The 23,325-nt window shown below is 70.4% G+C and carries 18 protein-coding genes and 1 pseudogene; 15 read left to right on the top strand and 4 right to left on the bottom strand.

Annotated elements, in window-relative coordinates:
• Together AB0B40_RS35560 and AB0B40_RS35555 are read right to left on the bottom strand one after the other, a co-directional pair.
• Nucleotides 1-538, bottom strand: a 538-nt coding sequence (locus tag AB0B40_RS35560) for a hypothetical protein (RefSeq protein WP_362267668.1), incomplete at its 3' end; no start/stop codon positions are given.
• 43 nt (nucleotides 539-581) lie between these two features.
• Entirely contained in the window at nucleotides 582-1,676 is a 1,095-nt protein-coding gene (locus AB0B40_RS35555; RefSeq protein ID WP_345058252.1) for a hypothetical protein, read from the bottom strand.
• Nucleotides 1,677-2,097: 421 nt separating this feature from the next.
• Here AB0B40_RS35555 and AB0B40_RS35550 point away from each other — a divergent pair, with 421 nt between their 5' ends.
• The 6 genes from AB0B40_RS35550 to AB0B40_RS35525 all read left to right on the top strand — a co-directional run bounded on the left by AB0B40_RS35550 (nucleotide 2,098) and on the right by AB0B40_RS35525 (nucleotide 10,064).
• Nucleotides 2,098-2,817, top strand: coding sequence for a hypothetical protein (locus AB0B40_RS35550; RefSeq protein WP_362267665.1), 720 nt, complete (start codon nucleotides 2,098-2,100; stop codon nucleotides 2,815-2,817).
• Nucleotides 2,818-2,884: 67 nt separating this feature from the next.
• Nucleotides 2,885-4,708: an FG-GAP-like repeat-containing protein gene (locus tag AB0B40_RS35545; RefSeq protein WP_362267662.1), complete on the top strand. Its 1,824-nt coding sequence runs from the start codon at nucleotides 2,885-2,887 to the stop codon at nucleotides 4,706-4,708.
• Nucleotides 4,709-5,202: 494 nt separating this feature from the next.
• Nucleotides 5,203-5,793 carry a zinc metalloprotease gene (locus AB0B40_RS35540; protein ID WP_362267660.1) on the top strand — a complete coding sequence of 197 codons (591 nt, stop codon included), beginning with the start codon at nucleotides 5,203-5,205 and terminating at the stop codon, nucleotides 5,791-5,793.
• A gap of 224 nt (nucleotides 5,794-6,017) precedes the next feature.
• Nucleotides 6,018-6,155, top strand: a complete 138-nt coding sequence (locus AB0B40_RS35535; protein WP_345058244.1) for a hypothetical protein — start codon at nucleotides 6,018-6,020, stop codon at nucleotides 6,153-6,155.
• A 50-nt stretch (nucleotides 6,156-6,205) separates the two neighbouring features.
• The gene (locus AB0B40_RS35530) at nucleotides 6,206-6,460 is read left to right on the top strand and encodes a hypothetical protein (protein ID WP_345058241.1); all 255 of its coding nucleotides are present in this window, start codon (nucleotides 6,206-6,208) and stop codon (nucleotides 6,458-6,460) included.
• 340 nt (nucleotides 6,461-6,800) lie between these two features.
• Nucleotides 6,801-10,064 (top strand): GDSL-type esterase/lipase family protein, encoded by a 3,264-nt coding sequence (locus AB0B40_RS35525; RefSeq protein WP_362267657.1) that lies wholly within the window; start codon nucleotides 6,801-6,803, stop codon nucleotides 10,062-10,064.
• Between the two features lie 274 nt (nucleotides 10,065-10,338).
• Here AB0B40_RS35525 and AB0B40_RS35520 read toward each other — a convergent pair.
• A pseudogene (locus AB0B40_RS35520) lies at nucleotides 10,339-10,521 on the bottom strand (ISKra4 family transposase); the annotation flags it as partial.
• A 704-nt stretch (nucleotides 10,522-11,225) separates the two neighbouring features.
• Nucleotides 11,226-12,116 (bottom strand): LysR family transcriptional regulator, encoded by an 891-nt coding sequence (locus tag AB0B40_RS35515; RefSeq protein ID WP_345058237.1) that lies wholly within the window; start codon nucleotides 12,114-12,116, stop codon nucleotides 11,226-11,228.
• Nucleotides 12,117-12,383: 267 nt separating this feature from the next.
• On the opposite strand from AB0B40_RS35515, the gene AB0B40_RS35510 reads away from it, so the two are divergent.
• From AB0B40_RS35510 to AB0B40_RS35470, 9 genes are all read left to right on the top strand, one after another.
• Nucleotides 12,384-12,929 (top strand): SgcJ/EcaC family oxidoreductase, encoded by a 546-nt coding sequence (locus AB0B40_RS35510; protein ID WP_345058235.1) that lies wholly within the window; start codon nucleotides 12,384-12,386, stop codon nucleotides 12,927-12,929.
• Nucleotides 12,930-12,952: 23 nt separating this feature from the next.
• The gene (locus tag AB0B40_RS35505; RefSeq protein ID WP_362267656.1) at nucleotides 12,953-14,146 is read left to right on the top strand and encodes an MFS transporter; all 1,194 of its coding nucleotides are present in this window, start codon (nucleotides 12,953-12,955) and stop codon (nucleotides 14,144-14,146) included.
• A gap of 114 nt (nucleotides 14,147-14,260) precedes the next feature.
• A complete protein-coding gene (locus AB0B40_RS35500) occupies nucleotides 14,261-15,160 on the top strand; it encodes an SDR family NAD(P)-dependent oxidoreductase (RefSeq protein ID WP_362267653.1) in 900 nt (299 codons plus the stop codon).
• A 164-nt stretch (nucleotides 15,161-15,324) separates the two neighbouring features.
• Nucleotides 15,325-15,735 carry a nuclear transport factor 2 family protein gene (locus AB0B40_RS35495; protein ID WP_362267652.1) on the top strand — a complete coding sequence of 137 codons (411 nt, stop codon included), beginning with the start codon at nucleotides 15,325-15,327 and terminating at the stop codon, nucleotides 15,733-15,735.
• A 1-nt stretch (nucleotide 15,736) separates the two neighbouring features.
• A complete protein-coding gene (locus tag AB0B40_RS35490) occupies nucleotides 15,737-17,014 on the top strand; it encodes a glycosyltransferase (RefSeq protein WP_362267650.1) in 1,278 nt (425 codons plus the stop codon).
• Complete coding sequence (locus AB0B40_RS35485) at nucleotides 17,011-18,297, top strand: MFS transporter (protein WP_345058224.1); 1,287 nt, start codon at nucleotides 17,011-17,013, stop codon at nucleotides 18,295-18,297. Before AB0B40_RS35490 ends, AB0B40_RS35485 begins: the two co-directional genes overlap by 4 nt.
• Before the next feature lie 206 nt (nucleotides 18,298-18,503).
• A complete protein-coding gene (locus AB0B40_RS35480; RefSeq protein WP_362267648.1) occupies nucleotides 18,504-21,341 on the top strand; it encodes an AAA family ATPase in 2,838 nt (945 codons plus the stop codon).
• 178 nt (nucleotides 21,342-21,519) lie between these two features.
• Nucleotides 21,520-22,392, top strand: a complete 873-nt coding sequence (locus tag AB0B40_RS35475; RefSeq protein ID WP_345058218.1) for an NAD-dependent epimerase/dehydratase family protein — start codon at nucleotides 21,520-21,522, stop codon at nucleotides 22,390-22,392.
• Nucleotides 22,385-23,209 (top strand): MBL fold metallo-hydrolase, encoded by an 825-nt coding sequence (locus tag AB0B40_RS35470; protein WP_345058216.1) that lies wholly within the window; start codon nucleotides 22,385-22,387, stop codon nucleotides 23,207-23,209. The genes AB0B40_RS35475 and AB0B40_RS35470 overlap by 8 nt, the downstream gene beginning before the upstream one ends.
• Nucleotides 23,210-23,325 lie beyond the last annotated feature (116 nt).

Raw genomic sequence — 23,325 nt, 5'->3', positions numbered from 1 at the left:
ATGGACAGCTGCCGGGCGATGCCCGCGAAGCGCTCGTGGCCGTAGACGTCCTTGCAGCGGTCGCCTTGGGCGCCTCGGGGGCTTCCGGTGCCTTGGGGGCCTGCGGGGTCTTGGGGGGCTTGGTGTAGTCGCTCTTCTTCGGCCTGCTCTCCAGGTCCTCGTCCTTCTGGAGATCGCCGCGTTCGGTCACCGTCGCGCTCGCGTCCTGCATGCCTGCGGAGGCTGCCTGGGTCACCGAGCCGGGATCCTGGGCGTACTGGGCCTGTGCGCCCGCGGATGCCTGGGTGGTCTGGATGAAGGAGCCGAGGAAGCCGAGGACGGCCCGTGCTTCGGGACAGGTTTCCTGCACGATCTTCGCGCGGGAGGAGGCGCCGTGGATGGCGCTGTTGAACAGGCTGGGGTGGGTGTCGTCGTACGTGTCGTCGTCGCAGTCCTCGAAGTCGATGCCCTCACCCGGCCGGGGCTTGGTGCTGTCGGTGGTCACGGAGAAGAGTCCCGCGCCCCTGCCGGCGGAGCTGAAGATGTTGTCGAACACCATGGTTGTCACCTCTGGTCGTCGTGGTGGCGGCGGCGCCGCGCGGTCAGGGCAGCTTGTGCAGCGTCTGCTCGCTGCCGGCGAGGGCCTCGCCGTCGAGCATCGTGTGGTGGACCTCCAGGGCGGAGACGACCTCGGCCAGCCCCTTCATGCGGAAGCCGCCGGGTGCCAGGTCGATGTCGGCGATGTCGCGGGCGACCACCTGCTCGAGTCCGGGATAGTCCCCGGACTGCGGGGGAGACAGAACCGTCACCGGCACGTCGTACTGCACGGCGATCAGCCCGGAGAAGGTCACCGGGATCTCGTAGGAGTACTGCTTGCGGGTACGCCGCTGCGAGACGATGGTCTGCACGCGGGAGTTCGGCGGAACCTTGCCGGAGATCTGCGACTTCGAGGCCCAGCTGGTGTTCAGCGAGCCCCCCACGGTGGCCGCGATGCCCAGGGCCAGCTGCGCGTTGAGCGACGCGTTGCCCGTGGCGCTGCCGCTCGTCGTGAACCCCACCGAGTTGGTCATCGTGTTCGACACGGAGTTCGTCGCGGAGCTGCTCGCGGACGTCTCGGTGGTGTTGGCGTTGTCGACGCCGACGCTGTCCTTGCTGTTCTTGTTGGTCACCGTGTTCGCGTTCTTGTTCGCCGTCCCGTTCTGGCACGACGCCGCGAGCTGCGACTGGAGGTCCAGGCGGAGCTGGTTCTGCAGCTGCAGCTGCAGGGATGCGCCGACGCTGCCGCCGAAGGTGAGCTTGGCGTCCCCGTGCAGCGACCATGTGACCCCGTTCGACACGGTGAAGTCGACCGAGTCGGTGAACGTCATCTCCGACTGGCTGCGGTTGACGTAGTCGCGTGAGGAGAAGGTGTCGGGCGGAGGCTGGGCGATGTCGCCGCGCACCTCGATCAGCGGCTCCCCAAGGTTCATGTAGGCGAGCCAGCCCAGATCGAACGCGCTCCCGGGGAAGGAGCCGAACCTCGTCTTGTTCACGGAGAACCCGACGGGCTTGTGCTGGACACCGTAGTCGTCGACGTAGACCAGGTTGGGGTGGTCCAGGATCGACTGCCAGTTCTGCTCGATGTTGAGTTCCCGCACGTTCTTCTTCGTCAGCGGCTGACGCCTGGCCGGTACCAGGCTGTACGCATTGGAAGGCATCTACCCGTCCTCGACTAAATATCGTCCGAACCGTGCCCGGTGAAAGGTAAACGGAAATCTGCACACGTCCCAGCAAGCGAAAATATCGCGCCGACCGAAACCCGGGAAGAGGAATCGGAGCGTCATACTCCATCGAGTGATCGATTTTCGGCAGTTACTTCCGAAACGCCGAGGGAGTGACCTTTCTTCACTCGCATCACTCGATCGATGACTTTTCCATATCTCCGCCGATGGGTACCGTGACCTCGGATGTTGCCGTGAACGATGCTTTCGGCCCAGCCGTCTGATTTATTCCAGACGCCTTCCCGATGAAAGTGACCGGGACCCCTTGCGCTATCGCGCGACAGGTCGCTTGATTAAGGGTTTCGGGGCAGGGTTCGAGGTGTTGTGCTCCCTATGCAGAACAGGTGAGGTTTCAGCGATGTACACCCAAGAACGCACGACGATGTCGAATCTGGTGGTCGGCGGGCCGGTGGCGGTGAACAGCTACGACAACGCGATCGTGGCCGCGCTGGTCGAGAACCAGCCGGTCATGCTGGTGCACGCCTTCAACGGCGGCTACCTGCGCCCCGCCGAGCTGAGGGAGGAGAGCCACGACAAAGGGGTCCAGCTGGCCACCGCTCTCGACCCGGCCACCAAGGAGGCACAGGGCCACCTCTGGTACATCACCCCGGCCGGCTTCTTCGGGCAGCGGCCGCTGTACTTCCTCGAAAGCGCCGCAGGACAGGTGTCGCCCGAACCTCTCGCCACCGGCGCAGCCGACGCAGGGCGCGGCGACGACGGCACGCCCAAGCCGAAGCGCCGGCGCATGACCGTGCACCAGGAGGCGCCCAAAAGCACGGCCGACACCGTGCAGGTCGGTCTGCCCGACAAGGTCGCAGACAAGTGGCGCGGGAAGAACGGCGCGCCCGAGGACACCCAGCTCTGGGTCGTGACGGTGACGCCGTGGGGCGGGATCACCTTCGTGCCGATCACCCACCCCGACGCCATCCTCGGGTTCAAGGACTACGCGGTGACGCCCAACAGCGAGGTGCGGCTCACCTACAACTGGGGCGGGGACTTCACCGGGACGGTCATCAACACGTTCTATCCGCGGCTGCCCAGCGAGTGGAACGTCCCCTACCACCACGTCTTCACGTGATCCCCGGCCGCCGCCGCGCCGCATCCGTTCTGAGCCAACGCCCGTACCGCCTGGAAGAGGCCGCACGATGCCCGTGTCCACGGAAGAACTGAAGCTGCAGATCGTCAACGCCGTCACCGGCAAGTTCCTGGGCGCCCCGGCCGGGCCGGGCGCGGACGGGGAGCTCGTCGTGCGCGACTTCCCCGATGGCGCACCGAGCCCGCACCGCTGGCAGTTGCTCCCCGCGCAGGACGACCACGCGTACGTGATCCGCAACGCGGACAGCGGCCAGGTCCTCGACGGCCCCGCCACCGCGGACCGCGGTGTCCGCCAGGCCACGGCCGCCGCCGGCAGGCAGAACCAGCAGTGGCACCTCGTCCCGGTCGACGGTGAAGCAGGCTGCTACTTCATCGAGACCACGACCGACACCGCCGTCCTCGACCTCGCCGACGCCGGCGAGGGCGAAACGCGCATCGTCCTGCGCGAGTACGACGAGGCCGCCCCAAGCCAGCGTTGGCAGCTCGTCCCGGCCGAGCCCGAACGCATCAGCGACCCCGTACTGCACTGGACACGGCTGGACCACTGGAACGGCCGCCGCTCCTGGCGACTGGCCAACTCGGCTGCCCTGCGCCCGGCTCCCGGAGCTACGCCCTCCTTCAGCGACATGCTGCTGGTCCTGGAGCAGTTCGGCAGCGACCAGGACGCCGGCGGGTGGAAGAGCGCCGGAGCCGGCCGCTACCCCAGCGGGCAACCGCTGTGGTGGGCCGGCCTCGGTGAACGGTTCCTCGCCGACACCACGGGAGCAGGCCGAGCGGACATCGTAGGGCTCAAACCCGCGAAGGGGGCTGTGACCTCGTCCAGCAGAGGCGACGGCACGTTCGACGACGACGAGCGCGTCCTGCATCCGCCCGCGCCCTCTCCGAGTCCCAAGGACCTGTGGACCCTCGTGGACACCACGGGCGACGGCCGGCCCGACGTCGTCGTGCTCGGCGCCGACGGCGTCCGGATGGCCCGCCAGGACGAGGACGGGACGTTCACGCCCGCAGGCGGCGAACCGGTTCTCAGGGCGTTCGGCCACGGACAGGAGGCGGGCGGGTGGCTTGCCGAGAAGCATCCCCGCTTCCTCGCCGACACCACCGGCGATGGCAGGCTGGACATCGTCGGCTGCCACGACGACGGCGTCTGGGTCTCCCTCCAGGACGAGGAAGGACAATTCGCACCGCTCACCGGCGAACCGGTTCTCAGGGCGTTCGGCCACGGACAGGAGGCGGGCGGGTGGCTTGCCGAGAAGCATCCCCGATTCCTCGCCGACACCACGGGCGATGGCAGGCTGGACATCGTCGGCTGCCACGACGACGGCGTCTGGGTCTCCCTCCAGGACGAGGAAGGACAATTCGCCGATCCTCTGTACGTCCTCGACAGCTTAGGCGTCGACCAGGGATGGAGCTCAGCCGAGGAGCATCCCCGCTTCCTGCTCAGGACCACCGGAAGCGAAGCAGCAGACCTCGTCGGCTTCGGCCCGCAGGGCGTCGTCGTCGCGCGCGGCCGCGGGGACGGCACGTTCGAGCCCGCGAAACTCGTGCTCAACGACTTCGGGACCGCCCAGGGATGGACGAGCGGCAAGCACCTCAGGTGCCTCGCCGACGTCACCGGCGACGGCAAGCCGGACATCGTCGGCTTCGGCGATGAAGGCGTCTGGGTGTCGCACAACGACGGCGACGGCCAGTTCGAGCAGGCCCAACTGGTATGCCGCGGCTTCGGCTACAACGACGACGCCGGCGCCTGGCGGGTCGACCGCCACCCCCGCTTCCTCGCCGACATCACCGGCGACGGCCGCGTCGACATCGTCGGCTTCGGCGGCCCGGGAGTGTACGTCGCCCGAAACCTCTTCCGCCGCTTCCGCACCCGATAACCCGGCACACCCATACGGCCACAGCAGCCGACGACGGCTCCACCCGAGCACGCAGGTCGGCTGCTGGCTCCCCAAAACGACCAGGGCCTGAGACAGAGCGAGGGGCTCTGCCGCCGCCGGTACAGCCCCTCGCACGGCTTGCGACGCGACTGCACCGCCAGCAGGCCACGAACGGCGACCAGACGCCACGCGGGCCGGCGTCGCGGAACCCGAGGCCATTCTGAACAACACGCAGTGGGTGGGGCGGCGCGGCGGTCACGCCCACGCCTTTCACGCCGGCTGAGAGCACTGTCGGCCAAGAAGCCCTGCCCGGAAGGCCGGGCAGGGCTTCGCGGGTGCCGCGGCCTACGCCGCCGAGAAGCAGCGTCTGTTTACGAGCTCGGGAGACGGTCCTGCGGCTCAGCGAATCGCAAGGATGCGATGAGTGGTCGCGCGAGGTCACCTCGGCTGTTGCCGCCGACTCGACCGCCGGCGGAGGTAACGTCCCGGACAGCGTGCTCGCCCACCAGGTCCAGGTACTCAACGACGGGTTCGCCAGAACTGGGTTCTCCTTCACGCCGGCTGGCGTGGACCGAACCGTGAACCCCGACTGGCACAGGCCAACCACGGTCGGCAGCCCGCAGGAACGCGCGATGAAGCGGGCCCTGCGCCGTGGCGGCGCGAGCGACCTCAACATCTACATCCTCGACACCTCGGCCGCGGGCACGACCGGTTGGGCCACCTTCCCGTGGGACTATGCCGCCAACCCGGGCAACGACGGCATCGTCGTGTCGTACAAGGTTGTCCCCGGGGGACAGGCCCCCCACGACCTCGGCCGCGAGGCCACCCGCGAAGTCGGGCACTGGCTGGGCCTCTACGACGTCTTCCAGGGCGGGTGCACAGGCCCTGGCGACTACGTCGACGACACCCCGGCCACCGCGTTTGCCGCCTTGGGTTGCCCCCTGGGCCGCGACACCTGCGCCGCGCCCGGCGTCGACCCGATCCACAACTTCATGAACTACACCGACGACGCCTGCCGCAACAACTTCACGCGCGGTCAGGCGGACCGGATGATGGAGGTGTCTGCCCACTACCGCGGCATGTGATTTCGTCCCCCGACTCCGGCGTCGGGGCGCTCCGTCCGGCGGCGGAGCGTCTTCGACTCCGTGCTGGGAAACTCCTTGCGGTACCTCAACTCCCTACCGACCCGTGACGTCAGGGGCTGCGGGCACGCTTCCGAGTCATCCATGGCCCCGTACATCCACGTCGACGAAGGCTCGCGGCGAGCCGCGGTCGAGCGCGCCGACGCCCGGCGGCGGGAGCTGACGCGGTGACCATCGAGACGACGGCCACTGTGGCCGAGGGCCAGGTTGTCGCGCTGCCCGTGGACCACACGAGGTGGACGGCTTGGCTCGCCGAGAACACCGAGGCCGACTGGCGGCCGGACGAATGGGATGCGACTGGGTAGTACACCCGAAATGGGTGTGGCTCTCTTGTAGGGAGCTTTGACCTGCGTGGTTGCTGACCGGGGTTGGTTGCTCGATCGTCGTGGTGTCGGGTGGCCGGATTCCGGAGGTGGCGGCGATGGTGTCGTGGCTGGAGGAACTCGAGCGGCGAGAGGCTGCTGCGCGGGAGAAGGCCGATGAACTGGGGGCTCGGATCGAAGAGTTGACCGGACACCTGGCCGAACAGGAGTCGGTGCTGTCCCGGCTGGAGATCACCCGGGAGACGATGACGGAGATCTTGTCGCCGTCAGCGCATGAGGTGACCTGATTGGTGGTCACGCTGGGAGCCTGCGCTGCCGGACACAGGTCGAAGCGCCCCGGCCTGGTGCCGTCGAGCGGCTGGCCGGGCCTTTGCCCTGTTCAGTTGGGGGAGCGGTCGGGGTGGCGGTGGAGCTGGGCCATGAGCTCGCGGTTGGTGGCCCGGGCGGCGTTGAGCTCGTCGCCTTGGTCCTGGGGCTCGAGCTCAGGTCGACGACGTGCTGTTCGAGGGTGGTGATCCGGGCCTTCCGGCCGGTGGCTTCCGGGCGCGTGGACTGTGCGCCGAGGGATGCCGTATGCCGCTCGATCGTCTAGATCACATAGATGCAGAGCCCATTAACCTTGCTGTGGTGAACGCATTAAAGGAACACCTCACCGGTGCACTGGCCCGGCTGCGTCTGGTGACCAGACCCAGGGCGGCACTGGTAACGCTGTCGATTCTGGGTACGGCACTCGTCGTGGCACCAGGACCTTCCCCTGCTGCCGCGGCGCCGTTACGGCAGACGTCAATCATCACCAACAACATCCAGGGCGAGGACGACGCGACGGCCAGCAAGTGGTCCTCCCAGGTCCAGGGCTATGCCAGGTCCGCCGAGATCGTCCTGATCCAGGAAGCCGGCCCCCAGGGCCCGAGCCACGCCACCCAACAGCCGGACGTCACCACCGCGGACGGTGACACCGTCCGGCACTCGACCTGGCAACCGTTCAGCAGCCGGCTGCAGCCCAGCCCGTACCACGTCTTCTTCATCCAGACCGACGACAACGGCGGCCGGGGCCAAGGCGGCCGGGTGAACCTGGCCACCATCACCCATGACCAGCCCGACGAGGTACGCGTCGTCACCAACCCGATCCAGCGGGGCCGGGCCGCGCTGGGCGTCCGGTTCGGAGACGACTGGTACTTCAACGTGCACGGCCTGTCGGGCGGCGGCGGTGACTCCAACACCCTGCTGACGGCGATCCGCGACTCCGTCCGCTCCTGGGGCGCGCAGTACCGCTGGACGGCCGGCGGCGATTTCAACATCGACCCGCGGACGCTGCAACGCCGCGGCACCTTCCCGATCGGCGCCCGCGTCTACAACTCCGGACTTCCCACCCACCAGAGCGGCAACGAACTGGACTACTTCGTCAGTTCCGACGGGAACGCCGGTGACGCCACCGCGAGCCGTATGAACGGAGGCAGCAGCGACCACTACCCCGTGTGGTGGAACGGCATGCGCGCGGCGGCGGAACCGCCGGAGCTGAAGGTGATGCCGCTGGGCGACTCGACCATCGGCACCGCCGAGAAGATCGGCTACGGCGCCACCTTGGCCGGCTCGCTCTATGCCCTGATCTCGCTCGTCTCCAAAAAGCGGGACGTACCGGTGGACTTCGTCGGCTCCGGCTCTACGGGGCAGAAGGGGGACCCCGCCTACGAGGGCGCTCCCGGCGAGCAGATCAGCGCCATCGCCAAGCGGTCCACAACCGCCCTGCCGAAGTACCGGCCCAACATCGTGACGCTGCAGGCCGGCACGTACGACATGCGGGACGGCAAGCAGGACGGCGCCGCGCAGCGGCTGAAGGACCTGGTCGACCAGATCGAGAAGGACAACCCGGGCACGGTCGTGGCACTCGCCACCCTGGGTCCCGCGACCGACCCCGCCGTCCAGGCCCGGATCACCGCCTACAACGCCGAGATCCGCAAGATGGCCGGCGCCTGGCAGAGCGCGGGCCGGCACGTCGTCCTGGCCGACACCGACGCCATGACCACCGAGGACCTGTCCGGTGACGGCCTGACGCCGAACGACTCCGGCAACATGAAAATCGCCGAGGCGTTCGAGGACGCCATCCGCTGGGCCCTCGTCATGGACTGGGTCGCGGAACCACGAGCCGGCGACGGGAAGGTGCCACTGAAGGTGATGGTGGTGGGCGATTCGATGAGCCAGGGCTACGAAGGTGACTGGACCTGGCGTTACCGCCTTTGGGAATGGTTCAAGAAGGAGCACATCGACGTCGATTTCGTCGGTCCGTACCAGGGAACCCGTCCTCAGGAATCCCCCAAGCCCCCGCCCGTGCCGCCGTTGCAGGGGGAAGCCCCGCCACCGGCTCAGGGCGCTCCCGTCACCTCGGGCGCGTATGCCCCCGGGGTCGCGAAGGACTTCGACTCCCACCACTTCTCGGTCTGGGGCCGGCAGGCGGCGCAGGACAAAACGCTGATTGCCGAGCAGGTGGCGAAGTACCAGCCCGACCTGCTCCTGGTCGGGCTCGGCTTCAACGACATGGGCTGGTTCGTCAGCGGCCCGGAAGGCACGCTGGACAGTATACGGACGCTGGTCGACCAGGCCCGCGCCGCCAAACCGGACCTCAACTTCGCCCTGGCCAACGTTCCCCAGCGGACGTCCATCGGCGGCCGGGACGACCTGCCCGTCAACACCACCAAGTACAACAGCATGCTCGCGAACGCGATCCCGTCGTGGAACAACGACAAGTCCCGCGTGGCCCTGGTCGACTGGGCCGGCAACTACAGCTGCGACACGCATGACTGCCCTGCCGGCTACGACGGGCTGCACCCCAACGCCCTGGGCGAGTACCAGATCGCCCAGGCCTTCGTGCGCACCTTGCACAACAGCTACGGTCTCGGCAGCCAGCTGATCGACATCCCCACCCACATCCCGAACCGGCCGACGCTCGCGCCGGACACGATCTGGATCGACTCCGGCCCGAGCGGCATCACCCTGAACTGGGAGCCGGTCTTCGGCGCCCACGGATACACCGTCCGGCACCGGATCAAGGGCGCCGGCACCTGGAACGAGACACCGGTCAAAGCGGCCCGCTTCGACACCACCTGGACCCTCGACGGCTGGGAGTGGGAATACCAGGTCCGTACCGACAACGGTGAGGACGGGCAGTCCGAGTGGTCCCACACGCTCGGTGGTGTCGCGCACCCGGAAACCGCCGCGGCCCCCAAGGGAATCGTCACCCGGGCCACAGCCACCGGCGTTGACGTGTCATGGGACGCGGCGACCGGCCCGTACACCGACACGATCGACCGGTACGAGATCATCACCTGGGACAGGGACACCCCCGGCGCGTTCCTCAACAGCACTGCGGTCAGGGGAAATTCGGCGCACATCGACGGGCTGCGGGAGGGCCACCATTACCTCGTCGCGGTCGCCACCTGGAACGCCGCCGGTGGCGGCATGCCGGGCGTCGCACGATCCGTCACCGTCGGGGCCGGCACCCCTCCGGCACCCACCGGTCTGAAGGTCACCTCCACCGACGCCACTACCGTCCAGCTGTCATGGAACGGGTCCGTGTGGGCCGCCGGTTACCGCGTCTGGATCCGTGACGTCAACGACGACAGCGGGTCCAAGCACGACGGCAGCGGTTTCAAGGCCGACGAGTACATCACCAACGAGACCAGCCGGGGCATCGCCTACCTCGTCCCCGGCGTCTGGAACTACGAATTCTGCGTCACCGCCATCAACGGCGAAGCGGAATCCGGCAAGTCCAACTGCGTGATCGCACCAAAGCCGTCGGCCACAGCCCAGACGCCGGCCCCGACGGACCCGAAGAAGGGCGCACCGCCCTCCGCCCTGATCCAGGCCCCGCGCGCGCTGGTCGGGGCGGCCGGGTAACAGGGGCCGCACTTCAGTGAGGAGGCGGTGGGTGAACGCCTCACCGCCTTCTCACTCAGGGTGGCACACGTCCGAGACACCCTGGGACTTCGCGTCCCGGCAGCTCGAGTCGCCGTGAGATGGAGCTCAGGTGTTGTCGAACCATGGCCGGGGTTCGGCTTTGGTGACGACGTTGCGATGGGCATCGAGATCGATCTGAGCAAGACGTGCTTAGTGCTCAACTATGCAGCGGCCAAAGGATTTGGGTGTGGCTCTTCTGGAGTGAGCTCGTCGGTCAGGCCAGGAGTTCGTAGTTGTGCTGGTCGGGCCGGGGGTAGAGGCGTTCGCGTTCTCTGTGGGTGCGGAAGGTCCAGTACTGCGGGAAGTCGCCGTTGCTGATGACGGCGCGGAGGGTGAGGACGGCTTCCGCGCCGGGGACGCTCCACCGGCTGCCGGTGATGTCGAGCCGGTCGGCCACTCCCGGGCAGGCGGGCTCGTCATCGGGGGTGGCGAGGGCGAGGCTCTCCCACAGATCGATCGCAGCGGTCAGCAGGCCGGGGTCACCGGACGCCTGGGTGTGCTGGAGCAGCTGGCGCGCATGGCCCGCCGCTGCCTCGGCGAGCATCGGTCCGGGCAGATCCGTCGCTCCGCCCGAGACCAGACTGACGAACAAGACCACAGGTTCCAGCAGTTCGGTGAGGTCCGAGTTCTCCAGCGGGGCATGCCCGTACCAACTGAGCCAGCCGATTGCGAACCGCGCTGTGAAGTCGTCTCGACCGGCGCACTCGGCCAGCGCGGTTGTCTCGAGCGCCGCATCAGGCCATCAGAAGATCACTTCGTCAACGTACAAGGCATCGGGCCGTCCCCACTGCTGCTTGCCTGCCGCCACTTCGTCTGTACCGATCTGTACCGAAGGGCTTCTTCTTGGTGCCGGAGGCCCCGTCCGGAACCGCCTCATCATGCCCTCGAACTGCTGCCGCAGCCGCTCCGGGTACGGGCCGTACTCGCCGATCGGCAGGTACGAGTGGCTGTGACCAGCACTTTCACAACAGGCCCTAACCCGCCATGGGCGGCTGCGCCTGGAGGAACGGGAGCTGCTGGTGGACACCTGCTGGCGCACCAGCTCGACACCTCGGCAGGTCGAAGCCGGGTACGGGTGGCGACGGTTACACGCGGGCGGCGTCAGAAGTGCAGGACGCCGATGTCTCGGACGGTCTGGGCGAGGGCCCGGACGAGTTCGTTCTCTCCGTCTCTGCGCCACACCAGGGCGTAGGGAATCGTCCCCATGTCAGGGACGGGGATGAAGCGGACATGGGACATGGACCAGTAGCGGGTGACGTGGGAGGGGAAGGGGTGGACGATCTCGCCGGTGCTGACGAGGTGGATCAGTTCGTCGGCGTTGGTGACCTGTTCGACGCGTTCGATGGGCTTTCCCCGGGCCGTGTGGAACGACAGGTAGGCGTCTTCCCAGTAGTCGGGCATGTCGGGTGGCATGGCATGGGCGAAGTCGGCCAGGGCCTCGAACGGGACGGAGTGCCGTTCGGCGAGTTCGTGGCCTGCGGCGACGGCCAGGACGCGGGGGTCGCGGAAGAGGATGGGGCCGACGGTGAGATCGGGCTCGTCGACCGGCAGCCAGGTGAGGAAGACGTCCATGTCGCCCTCGCGCAGCCTGGCGAACGGGTCGAGGTAAGGCGCCCGGCGCAGCTGCAGTTCCCACTGGGGATGACGGGAGCGGAAGGTCTCCCAGTAGGGGTACATGTCGGGCACGTTGAACGGCAGCATGCCGACGCGCAGGCGTGCGGTCTTGCCGCGGGTCGCCATCCGGGCGCGTTCGAGGCTGTCGCGCAGGTTCGCGTAGACCGGCCGCAGGTCGTTGCGGAGCTGCTGGCCGAGCGGGGTCAGGCGGATCTGGCGGCGGTTGGAACGGTCGAACAACAAGCCGCCCAGTCTTCGCTCCTGGCGTCCGATCACCTGGCTGACGCGAGCCTGCGTGAGGTGCAACCGGGCGGCGGCCCTGCCGAAGTGCAGTTCCTCGGCCAACGTCAGAAAGATCTCGATGTCGCGTATTTCCACCTGTGCCGACCCCCGTCATAAGTCTCAGTTATCGGATCTTACTGAGCTTCGACGTTGATGGACGGGGTGGGGAGTTGGAAGATCGACAGCGGCCGGAACCGCCGCGCGGTGGTCCGTGGGCGGTGCGGCGCCCGTACCGGTGACACCGCACCGCCCGGCGGCCCGCCTGCGGCCGCCGACAGCGTGCCGGACGGGAGACCAGCCGTTGTCCCGGGGCGCCAGCACACCCGCACACCCGCACACCCGCCACCCAGGAAGGACACCCTCATGGAGCCCCTCGTCGCCGGCGCCACCGGTTCGCAGGAGGAGGTGCGCGCCGTCGTCACCCTCGTTGCCCAGGTCGAGCACGCCCAGCGAAACGGCCTGCCGGACGCGTTCACGGAACTGTTCCGCCAGGACGCCTTCTGGACGATGCCCTACGGTGACCCGCTGACCGGCCTGGAGGAGATCAGCGCCTTCGCCCACCGCGCTCTGCCCGGCACGGCCCGTCAGCCGCTGACCGTCACCTACGAAGCCGAGTCCATCGTGTTCATCCGGCCCGACCTCGCTGTGATCAAGATCCGTCAGCGGCCGATCACCCGGGACGGACGACGCCTGCACGAGGTGCTCCACGCTCACGGCGATCCGGCCCGGCGAAGAAGCTGCGGCAGACCTGGCGCGGCCGAGCGCCGATGGGCGTCCGCAGTGGCCGCCCACCCCGAAGCCGCCCCCGGCACGCTGCTGTACGTCCTCGCCAAGGACGACGGCCGATGGCGCATCGCCGTCGCCCAGAACACCACGGTCATCGACCACGGCGCCCTCGCCGCAAGCTGAGCCCTACAGACCGGAGTTCCACCATGACCATCGTCGATTCTGCGACGAAGCCCACCGCCTCCGCTGGTGAGCGAACACCCCTCACCAGGTGGCTCGCCGTCGTCGCGATGGCGGTCGGAACGTTCGCGCTAGTGACCGTCGAGTCCCTGCCCGTCGGGCTGCTCCCCTTCATCGGCAGCGCGATGGACGTCTCCGAGGGGACCGCTGGACTGATGGTGACCGTGCCCGGCCTGGTCGCCTCCGCCACGGCGCCGCTTCTCCCGGTGGCGATCCGGCACCTCGACCGGCGGGTCGCCCTGATCGGCCTGATCACCCTCATGGTGCTGGCCAACGGCCTGACAGCACTGGCACCCAACTTCGCCGTCCTGCTGGGTTCGCGCTTCCTCGTCGGCATCAGCATCGGCGGATTCTGGGCACTCGCCGCAGGCCTCGCCGTGCGGTTGGTGCCGGAGCGGTCCATCCCCCGGGCCATTTCGGTCGTCTTCGGCGGCGCGACGGCCGCCAACGTCCTGGGCATACCGGCCGGGACGCTGATCGGCGGGCTCGCGGACTGGCGGACGGCATTCGTTGCCGCCGGCGCACTGGGCCTCCTCGTGCTGGTGGCCCTGCTCCTCCTGCTGCCTCCCATGCCCGCCCAGCAGGTCGTTCAGCTGCGCACGCTGCCGCAGCAGTTCCGCCACCCCGTGGTACGGGCCGGTGTTCTCGCCACCTTTCTCCTGGTCGGCGGTCACTTCGCCGCCTTCACCTTCGTCAGCCCGATCCTCCAGACCACCTCCGGGGTCGACGAGGCGATGATCGGCCCGCTGCTGCTCGGCTTCGGCGTCGCCGGCATTCTCGGCAACTTCCTCGCCGGCGCGGCTGCGGAGCGGAACATCCGCACGACCATCATCACCATCGGCGCCGTGCTGACCGTCGTCCTCGGGCTCTTCCCCCTCGCCGGCCGCACCCCGGTCAGCGGCGCGCTCCTCCTGCTCGCATGGGGGCTGGCCTTCGGAGGAGTACCGGTCGCCGTCCAGACCTGGATCCTCAAGGCCGCACCCGAATCGACCGAGGCAGCCACCGCCCTGAACACCTCCGTCTACAACCTCGCCATCGCACTCGGCGCCCTCCTCGGTGGAATCGTCGCCACCCACCTCTCCGTCAACGCCGCCCTGACGACCGGGGCCCTCTTCACCCTCCTCACCTCCCTCGCCGTATGGAGCGCGCGCAGGAGCTGACCGGCCGACCGGACACGCCCGCGCACCACGCACGCACGCGCCCGAGCCTCCCACAGCCGAGACCCCGGCGGACCGGACCCCGGGCGTCTCGTTCCTCAGACAGGAGTACCGCGAATGCACCTCTCAGCCGACACCACGAACCGCGTCTGGTTCATCACCGGCGCCAGCCGGGGCCTCGGCCGCGCCTTCGCCGAGGCCGCGCTGACCGCCGGCGACCGCGTCGCGGTCGCCGCCCGCACCACGGCCCCGCTCGACGAACTGGCGACCGCCCACCCCGGGCGGGTGCTGCCCCTCGGGCTGGACGTGACCGACCGCGACGCGGTGTTCGCCGCCGTCGCCGAGGCGGTCGCCCACTTCGGTCGGCTCGACATCGTCGTCAACAACGCCGGAATGCTGTCGATGGGCATGGTCGAGGAGTTCACCGAGACCGAGGCCCGGGCCCAACTGGACACCAACTTCTTCGGCGCCCTCTGGGTCTCCCAGGCCGTCATGCCGGTCCTGCGCGAACAGGGCTCCGGACACCTCGTGCAGGTCTCCAGCATCGCCGCCCTGGGCGGCTTCCCCAGCACCGGTCTCTACAGCGCCAGCAAGTTCGCCCTGGAGGGGCTCAGCGAAGCCCTCGCCGCGGAAGCCGCCGGCTTCGGAGTCAAGGTAAGCATCATTCAGCCCGGCGGCTACTGGACCCACCTCTACACCGCCATGCGCAACACGAGCCCCCTGGAGGCGTACGCGCCGCTGCGGGAGGAGTTGGCCAAGCAGTTCGCCGAGGGCTCGGTCGACAGCGACCCGCAGCTCGCCGCGGCCGCGCTGCTCAAGCTGGTCGACAGCGACGAGCCGCCGCTGCGCCTGCTCCTGGGGAGCATGGTCTACGACCTCGCGTTCGACATCGCCCGCACCCGCATGGACACCTGGGCGGCATGGGAGCACGTCAGCCGCGCCGCAGAACAGGCGATCGACGCTCCCGCCACCACGGTCGAGGAGGCGGGGACCGGCCTTCAGCAGGAGACGCGATGACCCGACCACCCGCAGGCACCAGCCGAACCGGACCTTTCGGGCCACCGAGGGCACCCGGCCGTCGGCACCGGGCCGGCACGCGCACCGCCGGGAGGGCCGGTCGCCCGGCCGGCCCCGAACGGGAAATGGCAGACCGATCGTTCCACTTCCGAGGAGTTGCGGCATTGACGTTCCGTACCACGGCCGAGGTCATCCACTGCTTCAACCGCGCCTTCATCGACCATGACGCCTCCACGCTCGCCGACCTGATCGCCGACGACTGCGTGATGGAGGCGAAGGAGCCGGCCCCCGACGGGGCCCGCTATGAAGGCCGCGCCGAGTGCCTGGAGTTCTGCCGGGCACTCGCCGAGGACCGCACGATCCAGTTCGAGCCGGAGGGCGTCGTCATCACCGGCGAACGGGCGACGGTCCGCTGGCGGTGCCACTTCCGCGACGGCCCCACCGACTCGGTCCGCGGCGTGAGCCTCACGCTGGTACGGGACGGGTTGATTGTCGAGTCCCTCGGCTACAGCAAGACCACGGGCGACGCCCCGCCAGCCAAGGCCGGGATCCACGGAAAGCAAGGGAAATCCTGAAATGCGTGCGTTGTTGGTGGCGTACGGGTCGCGCGGGGACGTCGAGCCGATGCTCGGGCTCGGGGCGGAACTGCGGGCACTCGGCGCGGAGGTGCAGATGTGCGCCCCGCCGGACTTCGCGGAGCTGCTGGACCGTGCCGGCATCCCACTGGTGCCGCTCGGCCAGTCGTTGCGCGCGATGGCGACCAGGGCGGTGACCGGGACGGGGAAGCCGCTGCCGGCGGAGAGCCTGTCCGAGCGTGCGGCCCGGATGCTCGCCGCGACGTACGACTCGGTCGCCGCGGTGGCCGAGGGATGCGACGTCGTGGTGGCGACCGGCTTGATCCCGGCCGCGGCCGCCGCGCGGGCGGTGGCCGATGAGCTGGGCGTCCCCTACGTGTTCGTCGCCTACTTCCCGACCTACCTGCCGTCGCCGCACCACCCGCCGCTCGCGTGGCCGGGCCGGCCGCTCCCGCCGGAGGTGACCGACAACCGGGTGCTGTGGGACCTGAACACCGAGCACATGAACGCGCTGTTCGGCGAGGCGGTCAACACCCACCGGGCCGCGATCGGTCTGCCCCCGGTGGAGAACGTCCGCGACCACGTCTTCACCGACCGCCCATGGCTGGCGGCCGATCCGGTTCTGAGCCCGTGGCCGCAGCCGGCCGACCTCGACGTGGTGCAGACCGGCGCGTGGATCCGGCCGGACGAACGCCCGCTCCCGGCCGCTCTGGAGGCGTTCCTGGACGCCGGCGAACCCCCGGTGTACGTGGGCTTCGGCAGCATGCCCGTCCGCGACGCGCAGAGCGTCTCCCGGGCGGCCGTCGGGGCGGTCCGCGCGCAGGGCCGCCGCGTTCTCCTCTCCCGCGGCTGGGCCGACCTGGCCCTGACCGACGACCGGGACGACTGCTTCGCCGTCGGCGAGGTCAACCAGCAGGTGCTGTTCACCCGGGTGGCCGCCGTCGTGCACCACGGCGGCGCGGGCACCACGACGACGGCTGCCCGGGCCGGCGCACCCCAGGTGGTGGCAGCCCAGATGGCGGACCAGCCGTACTGGGCCGGCCGGGTGGCCGAGCTGGGCATCGGCGCGGCGCACGACGCTCCGACCCTGACCTACGAGTCCCTGTCGGCCGCACTCGAGACGGCCCTGACCCCCGGGACCCGCGCACGAGCGGCCGCCGTGGCCGCCACGATCCGCACCGACGGGGCGACGGCGGCCGCGAAGCTGCTGCTCGACACGGTCGGCTGGGAAAGGCCGCCCGCGTCCGTGCCTCACCCCGCACTTGAGGAGAGGGTATGAAGGTGAAGGATCGCCGGGTGCCCGGCGAGCGGAACCTGATCGCCGGGATGCTGGTGGACGCGGTGGGCACGGGTATGTACGTGCCGTTCAGCCTGGTCTTCTTCCAGCGCATCACCGGACTGCCACTGCCGACGATCGGCACTGTCCTGACCGCTGCCGGGCTGCTGGCGATGGGTGCCATGCCGGTCGGCGGCTGGGCTGTCGACCGGTTCGGTGCCCGGCGGGTGCGGCTGGCCCTGTATCTGGTCCGTGGCCTCGGCTTCCTGGCCTTCCCGCTCGGTACCACCCTGCCGGTCTTCGCCCTGGTCGCCGCCCTCACCGCGGCCGGCGCCCAGGCGTTCCCCGCGACCCAGCAGGCCCTGATCGGCGAGCTCGGCCAGGGGGAGCACCGGGACCGGCTGATGGCACTCGCCCGGAGCGTGAACAACGCCGGCCTCGGCGCCGGCGGCCTGCTCGCCGCCGGATTGGTCCAACTCGGCGGTGACCGCGGCTTCCTGGCGGTCGCCTGGCTGAACGCGGCCACCTTCTTCGTCGCGGCACTGTTCGCGCTGCGGATCAGGACCCCCCACCCGGTCCGCCCCGCGACCGGCCGGCAGCGGGCCGGCTATCGCGCGGTGCTGCGCGACAGCCCGTACGCCGGGCTCACCCTGGCCAACTTTCTGATCGCCCTCGGCTATTCGGCGCTCAGCGTGCTGCTGCCGGTGTACGCCGTGAGCCAGTTCGACCTGCCCGCCTCGGTGGCCGGTCCGCTGTTCGCGGTCAACACCGCGCTCTGCGCATTCGCCGGCGTGCCGGTCGGCAGGCTCGCCCGGCGCTTCGCCCGGCGTACCCGGGTGGCCGCGGTCGGCGCCCTGGTCTTCGCCACCGCGTTCCTCGGCTACGCGCTGCTGGGCGGTATGCCCCGCCAGGGCGTGATGGCCGGCCTGGTCGGGCTGCTGGTCCTGTACACGATCGGCGAACTGGTGCACAGCCCGAGCGCGGGCGCACTCTCGGTGAGCGCCGCTCCCGCCGAGGCGCGCGGCCGCTACCTGGCCACCTACCAGCTGTCCTGGGCGCTGTCCCAGACCCTGGCGCCGTCACTGTTCACCGGGCTGCTGGCGGTCGACGGCCGGCTGCCCTGGCTGGTGCTGGCGGCGAGCTCGACGGCGGGGGCCGGCATGCTCCTCGCCCTGGAGCGGCGCCTGCCGGTCGAGGCCGTGTACACGACGACGGCCGCGGCCGTGCCGCCCGAACACCGAGAGGCCACCGAGTCGAGAACACTGATCCGGGGAGGCGCCGGCTAGTGTCCCGGCGTTTTGCTGTCCGGCCTGGTCGGACTCGGGACAGCCCGGTCAGCCCGGTCAGCAAGGTCAGCCCGGTCAGCCCGCTCATCAGAAGGCAGGAACGGCGCATCGGCACCGTGCTGTTGAGCGCACCGTGGACCGGGGGGCACCGTCGTTGGACCGATGACATCGTCAGCCATGCTCACTGAAGGAGGGGACAGCACCACATGACCGACGCGGTCCGGGCAAGCGCCGCCGATCCGGTGCCCGCCGGTCTCAGCGGCCGGCAGCACGAACGGGAAGTGTTCGACGGGCACTTGAGGGGAGTCCGGGAGAGCCGGGGCGGGGCCGTGGTGCTCCTCGGCGAGGCAGGGGCGGGCAAGACGGCACTGCTCGACCGATGCGCCTCCACGGCGGCAGCCGGAGCCCGGCTGTTGCGGTGTACTGGTGTCCAGTCGGAAGCCTCGCTGCCGTACGCCGGTCTGCAGGTGCTCCTCCGGGGAACCCTGGACCGGGTCAGGAGCCTGCCAGAGCGTCAGTTGACGGCGCTGCGCGGGGCGATCACGCCGGACGACGTGCCCGCCGGGGACCGCTTCCTGGTCGGGGCCGCGACGCTGGGCCTGCTCGACGAGCTGGCCGAGGAACGTCCGGTCGTGGTCCTGGTGGACGACGCGCACTGGCTGGACCTGGAGACCGTGGATGCTCTGCTGTTCGCGGCCCGCCGGCTCGGCAGGGGGCGGGTGGCCATGGTGATCGCAGCGCATGAGGATGCGGCAGCCTTCGACGGCGCGCAGGGCCTGCCGATGCTGCACCTCGGGCCGCTGACCGACGAGGAGGGGACGGCGCTGCTGGCGGCCCGGGCGCCCGGGCTGCATGCCGCCGTGAGCAGCCGCATCCTCGGGCTCGCACAGGGTAATCCGCTGGCCATGGTGGAGCTCGTGGGGGCTCTGACGGCGGCCCAGCGGGACGGGAGCGAGCCGCTGGACGCACGGGAGATCGCCGTGTTGCCGGCCTCGTGGCGGGTGCGGCGGATCTTCGACGAGCGGATTCGAGCGCTGCTCGCGCCGACCCGTCTGCTGCTGACGATCGCCGCGGCGGACGACACCGGCGACGTGGCGCTGCTGGTGGCGGCGGGGGAACGGGTGGGCGCGGCCGCCGGCGATCTCGGGCCGGCGGAGGCGGCGGGCCTGGTGAGAGTGTCCGGACGCCGGCTGGTGTTCCGGCATCCACTGGCGCGCGCCGCCGCATATCAGGGTGCGGTGCTGGCCGAACGGACGGCCGCGCACCGGGCGCTCGCGGAGGCGGCAGCGGCCGCCGACGACATGGGCCGCCGGGCCTGGCATCTGGCCGCGGCGACCGTCGGCTACGACGACGAGGTCGCCGCCGAACTGGAGCGCAGCGCCGAGCTGTTCCGCTCGCGGGGCGGCCGGGCGGCGGTCGCCGCCGCCTATCGGCGGGCCGCCCGGCTGACCGAGGACCAGGAAGCCCGGTCGCTGCGGCTGGCCGCCGCGGCCGCCGCAGCAGCCGAGGCAGGACAGGTGGAACTCGCGGGGATGCTCGCCGACGAGGCGGGGCCGGTGAGCAGCCCACCGGCGGTCGCCCGGCTTGCCAGCGTCCGGGCAGCGCTCGAACAGGAGCAGGGCCGCCCGGAGTCGGCGCGGCTGCTCCTCGTCGAGGCGACTTGCGAGGTGACGGCGCACCGTCCCGCCATGGGGGCGTCGCTGCTGTTCGAGTGCGCCGCGATGGCCTGGGAGGCGCCGGACCCGGTCGCGGCGGCCCGGCACACCCGCGCGCGGGTGGCCGGTCTCGACTTCGGTGAGCATCCCGTGCACCGGGGTGCGGCCGGGGTTCTCGACATGCTGGCGGGTGATCTGGTGGGCGGGGCGGCGGCGGTACGGGAGTTCGCCGACTACGTCGTGCGGACCCGGCATGAGCGCAGCCTGACTGATCAGGTGCGGCTGCACGGCTGGGACGTGCTGCTCGGCGAGTACCGCACGGTGCACGACGAGGCCGTGGCCCTGGAGCGGGAGTGCCGGGTGGAGGGTGCCGTCGGGGTGCTGCCGCGGGTGCTGCTACGGCTGGCGCGGCTGCGGCTGTTCCTGGGGCGGCACCGGGACGCGTACACGACGGCGGTCGAGGGTCTGGAGATCGCCTGCGACACCGGTCAGCGCCATCTCGCCACGATGTTCAGCGGCGTCCTGGCGGTGCTGGCCGCGCTCGACGGGAAGCAGCCGGGCGCCACGGAGGGACCGGAAGGGACTGACGGCCCGGGGGGCGAGGACCTGCTCGGCCGCGGCTCCGCCGGACAGCCGGGACAGGACCTGTGCCCCGATGTCGTACCGTCCCCGTTCTGGCTGACCAGGGCACACGGTCTGCTCGACCTCGGGCTCGGCCGCTACGACCGGGCACTGCAACATTTCGCCGCCCTGACAGGGGGCCCGCACCGGCACCTCATGGTTTCCGTACACAGCCTGCCCGACCAGGTGGAGGCCGCCATGCGCACGGAGCGGGCCGCCGAGGCCGGGCCGGCCGCCGAGAGTTTCGCGCGGTGGACCGGGGCCACCGGAACCGCGTGGGCGAGGGCGGTGGAGCTGCGCTGTCGCGCCCTGCTCACCGCCGACGCCGCAACTGCGGAGGAGTTCTACGAGCGGGCGCTCGCCGCCCACGAAGGGGACGGCCGCCCGTTCGAGGAGGCGCGCACCCGGTTGCTGTACGGGGAGTGGCTGCGCCGGACGAAGCGGCGGGCTGACGCCCGGGAGGCGCTGACCGTGGCGTTGAAGTCGTTCGAGCGGATGTCGGCCGCCGCGTGGGCGAATCGGGCCCGCGCGGAGTTGCGGGCCGTCGGTGTCGCCCCGGCCGTGTCAGCGGCGGGGGCGGCTCTCGTGGACCGGCTGACCGTGCAGGAGCTGCGGGTGGTACGGCTCGCGGCAACTGGCCTGAGCAACCGGGACATCGGCGCGCGCCTGTTCCTGAGCCCGCGCACGGTCGGCTATCACCTGTCCAACGCCTACCCGAAGCTCGGCGTGACATCGCGGGCCGCCCTGGGAGCGCTCGACCTGGGCTGACCTCCACCTGGTCCCGCCACCCCCGTCACCTCCTCGCCGGCGGTCTGGTCGGCCCGGTCAGCCCTTCGGCCCCCTTGCGGCTGAACGCCGGTACGCACCCCGGTCGTTCGACGGATCCGCGAGTGCGGGCGCGGTTCCTACGGTTCTCCTGTTCGAAGAACGTCTGCTTGGAGGGTTCATGAGGGTTCTGGTGCTCGGTGCCACCGGTTACATCGGCTCCGCGGTGGTGTCCCGTCTGACGCTGGAGGGCCACGACGTGGTGCCCCTGGTCAAGGACGCGGCCGCGCTCCATCCGGACGTGCCGGTGAGGGTCGGCGATCTGACCGACCCGGCATCGCTGCGCGCGGCGGTGACGGACGACGTGGACGCGGTGGTGAACCTGGCCACTCCGACCGGCGACGAAGCGGTGGACACCGCCGCCCTCGAGGCGCTGCTCGCACCGCTGCTCGGCACGAACCGGGCGTTCGTCTACACCAGTGGCGTGTGGGTGCTCGGCGCCACCGGCGACACCCCGCTGACCGAGGACGCGCCGACCAACGCCATCGCCATCGTCGGCTACCGTCCGCGGATCGAGCAGCGCGTGCTGGCCGCCGCCGGGGACGACGTGCGCGCCGTCGTCGTGCGGCCCGGCATCGTGTACGGCCGCGGCGGTGGTATCCCCGGTCTGATGACCGACTGGGCACGCGAGCACGGCACCGGCCGGTACGTCGGCTCGGCCGCGGTCCGCTGGCCCATGGTGCACGTGGACGACCTCGCCGAACTCTTTGTGCTGGCGGTGACCAAGGCCGATGCGGGCAGCGTGCTGCACGGCGTGGCGCACGAAGCGGTGCCGGTCGCGGCACTCGCCGCAGCCGCCGACATCGCCGCGGGCGGCACGGGCCGAGTCGAGCCCTGGCCGGTGGAGCAGGCCGCCGAGGCCGTGGGCGGCCCGTTCGCCGAGGCCCTTGGCCTGAACCAGGTGGTGTCGGGACGGCGCGCCGTCGAGGAACTGGGCTGGCGGCCGAGCCGTCCGTACGTCCTCACCGAACTCGCCGGAGGCAGCCGTGGCTGACGCAACCGCCCCGGCACGTCCGATCTGCCGCACCTGCGGCACCCAGTACGCCGCCGCGCGTCCGGACTGTCCGGTCTGCTTGGACGAACGGCAGTACGTGGGCCGCGGCGGCCAGCAGTGGACGACACTGGCAGGCTTGCGGGAGGAAGGCCACAGCGGCCGCTTCGAGGAGCAGGGGCCCGATGTGCTCGGCGTGGGAGTCACCCCGGAGTTCGCCATCGGCCAGCGGGCCCTGCTGCTGCGCACCGCCGCCGGGAACGTGCTGTGGGACTGCGTGCCATACCTCGACGACGCGATGGTGCGCGCCGTCGAGGAGCTCGGCGGCATCGACCACATCGCGATCAGCCACCCGCACTTCTACTCCGCGATGGTGGAGTGGGCGCACGCCTTCGACGCGCCGGTCCATCTCCACGACGCCGACCGGCAGTGGGTGGGCCGGCCGGACCCGGCCGTGCGGTTCTGGAGCGGGCGCACACTCCAGCTCACCGACGAGGTGACCCTGATCAACCCGGGCGTGCACTTCCCGGGCAGCGCGGTGCTGCACTGGAGCGCCGGCGACGGGGCGCTGTTCACCGGCGACGTCGTCAACGTCTGCCCGGACAGCCGCTGGGTGACCCTCATGCACAGCTACGCCAACCACATCCCGGAGCGCCCGCAGGCGGTCCGCGCGGCGGCCGACCTGCTCGCCGGCTACCGTTTCGAGCGGATCTACGGCGCCTGGTGGAACCGGGTCGTCACCTGCCACGGCAACGAAGTCCTGGCCCGGTCCGTCGAGCGCTACCTCCGCTTCGAGGAGGGCACCGTTCCGGGCGACTGACACACCCCACCACACAACTGCCCCGTCATCAGGACGCAGGACCACGCGGGGAGTCCTGCAGCTACAAAGGCCAGACGTTCCTGGTGGAAGGCAAACAGGGCAGCTGGGTCCACGGC

Origin of the sequence: Streptomyces sp. NPDC042638, from assembly GCF_040647235.1 — a bacterium.
Taxonomy (GTDB): Bacteria; Actinomycetota; Actinomycetes; order Streptomycetales; family Streptomycetaceae; genus Streptomyces; species Streptomyces rameus.
This window is presented reverse-complemented; position numbering and strand designations above follow the sequence as displayed.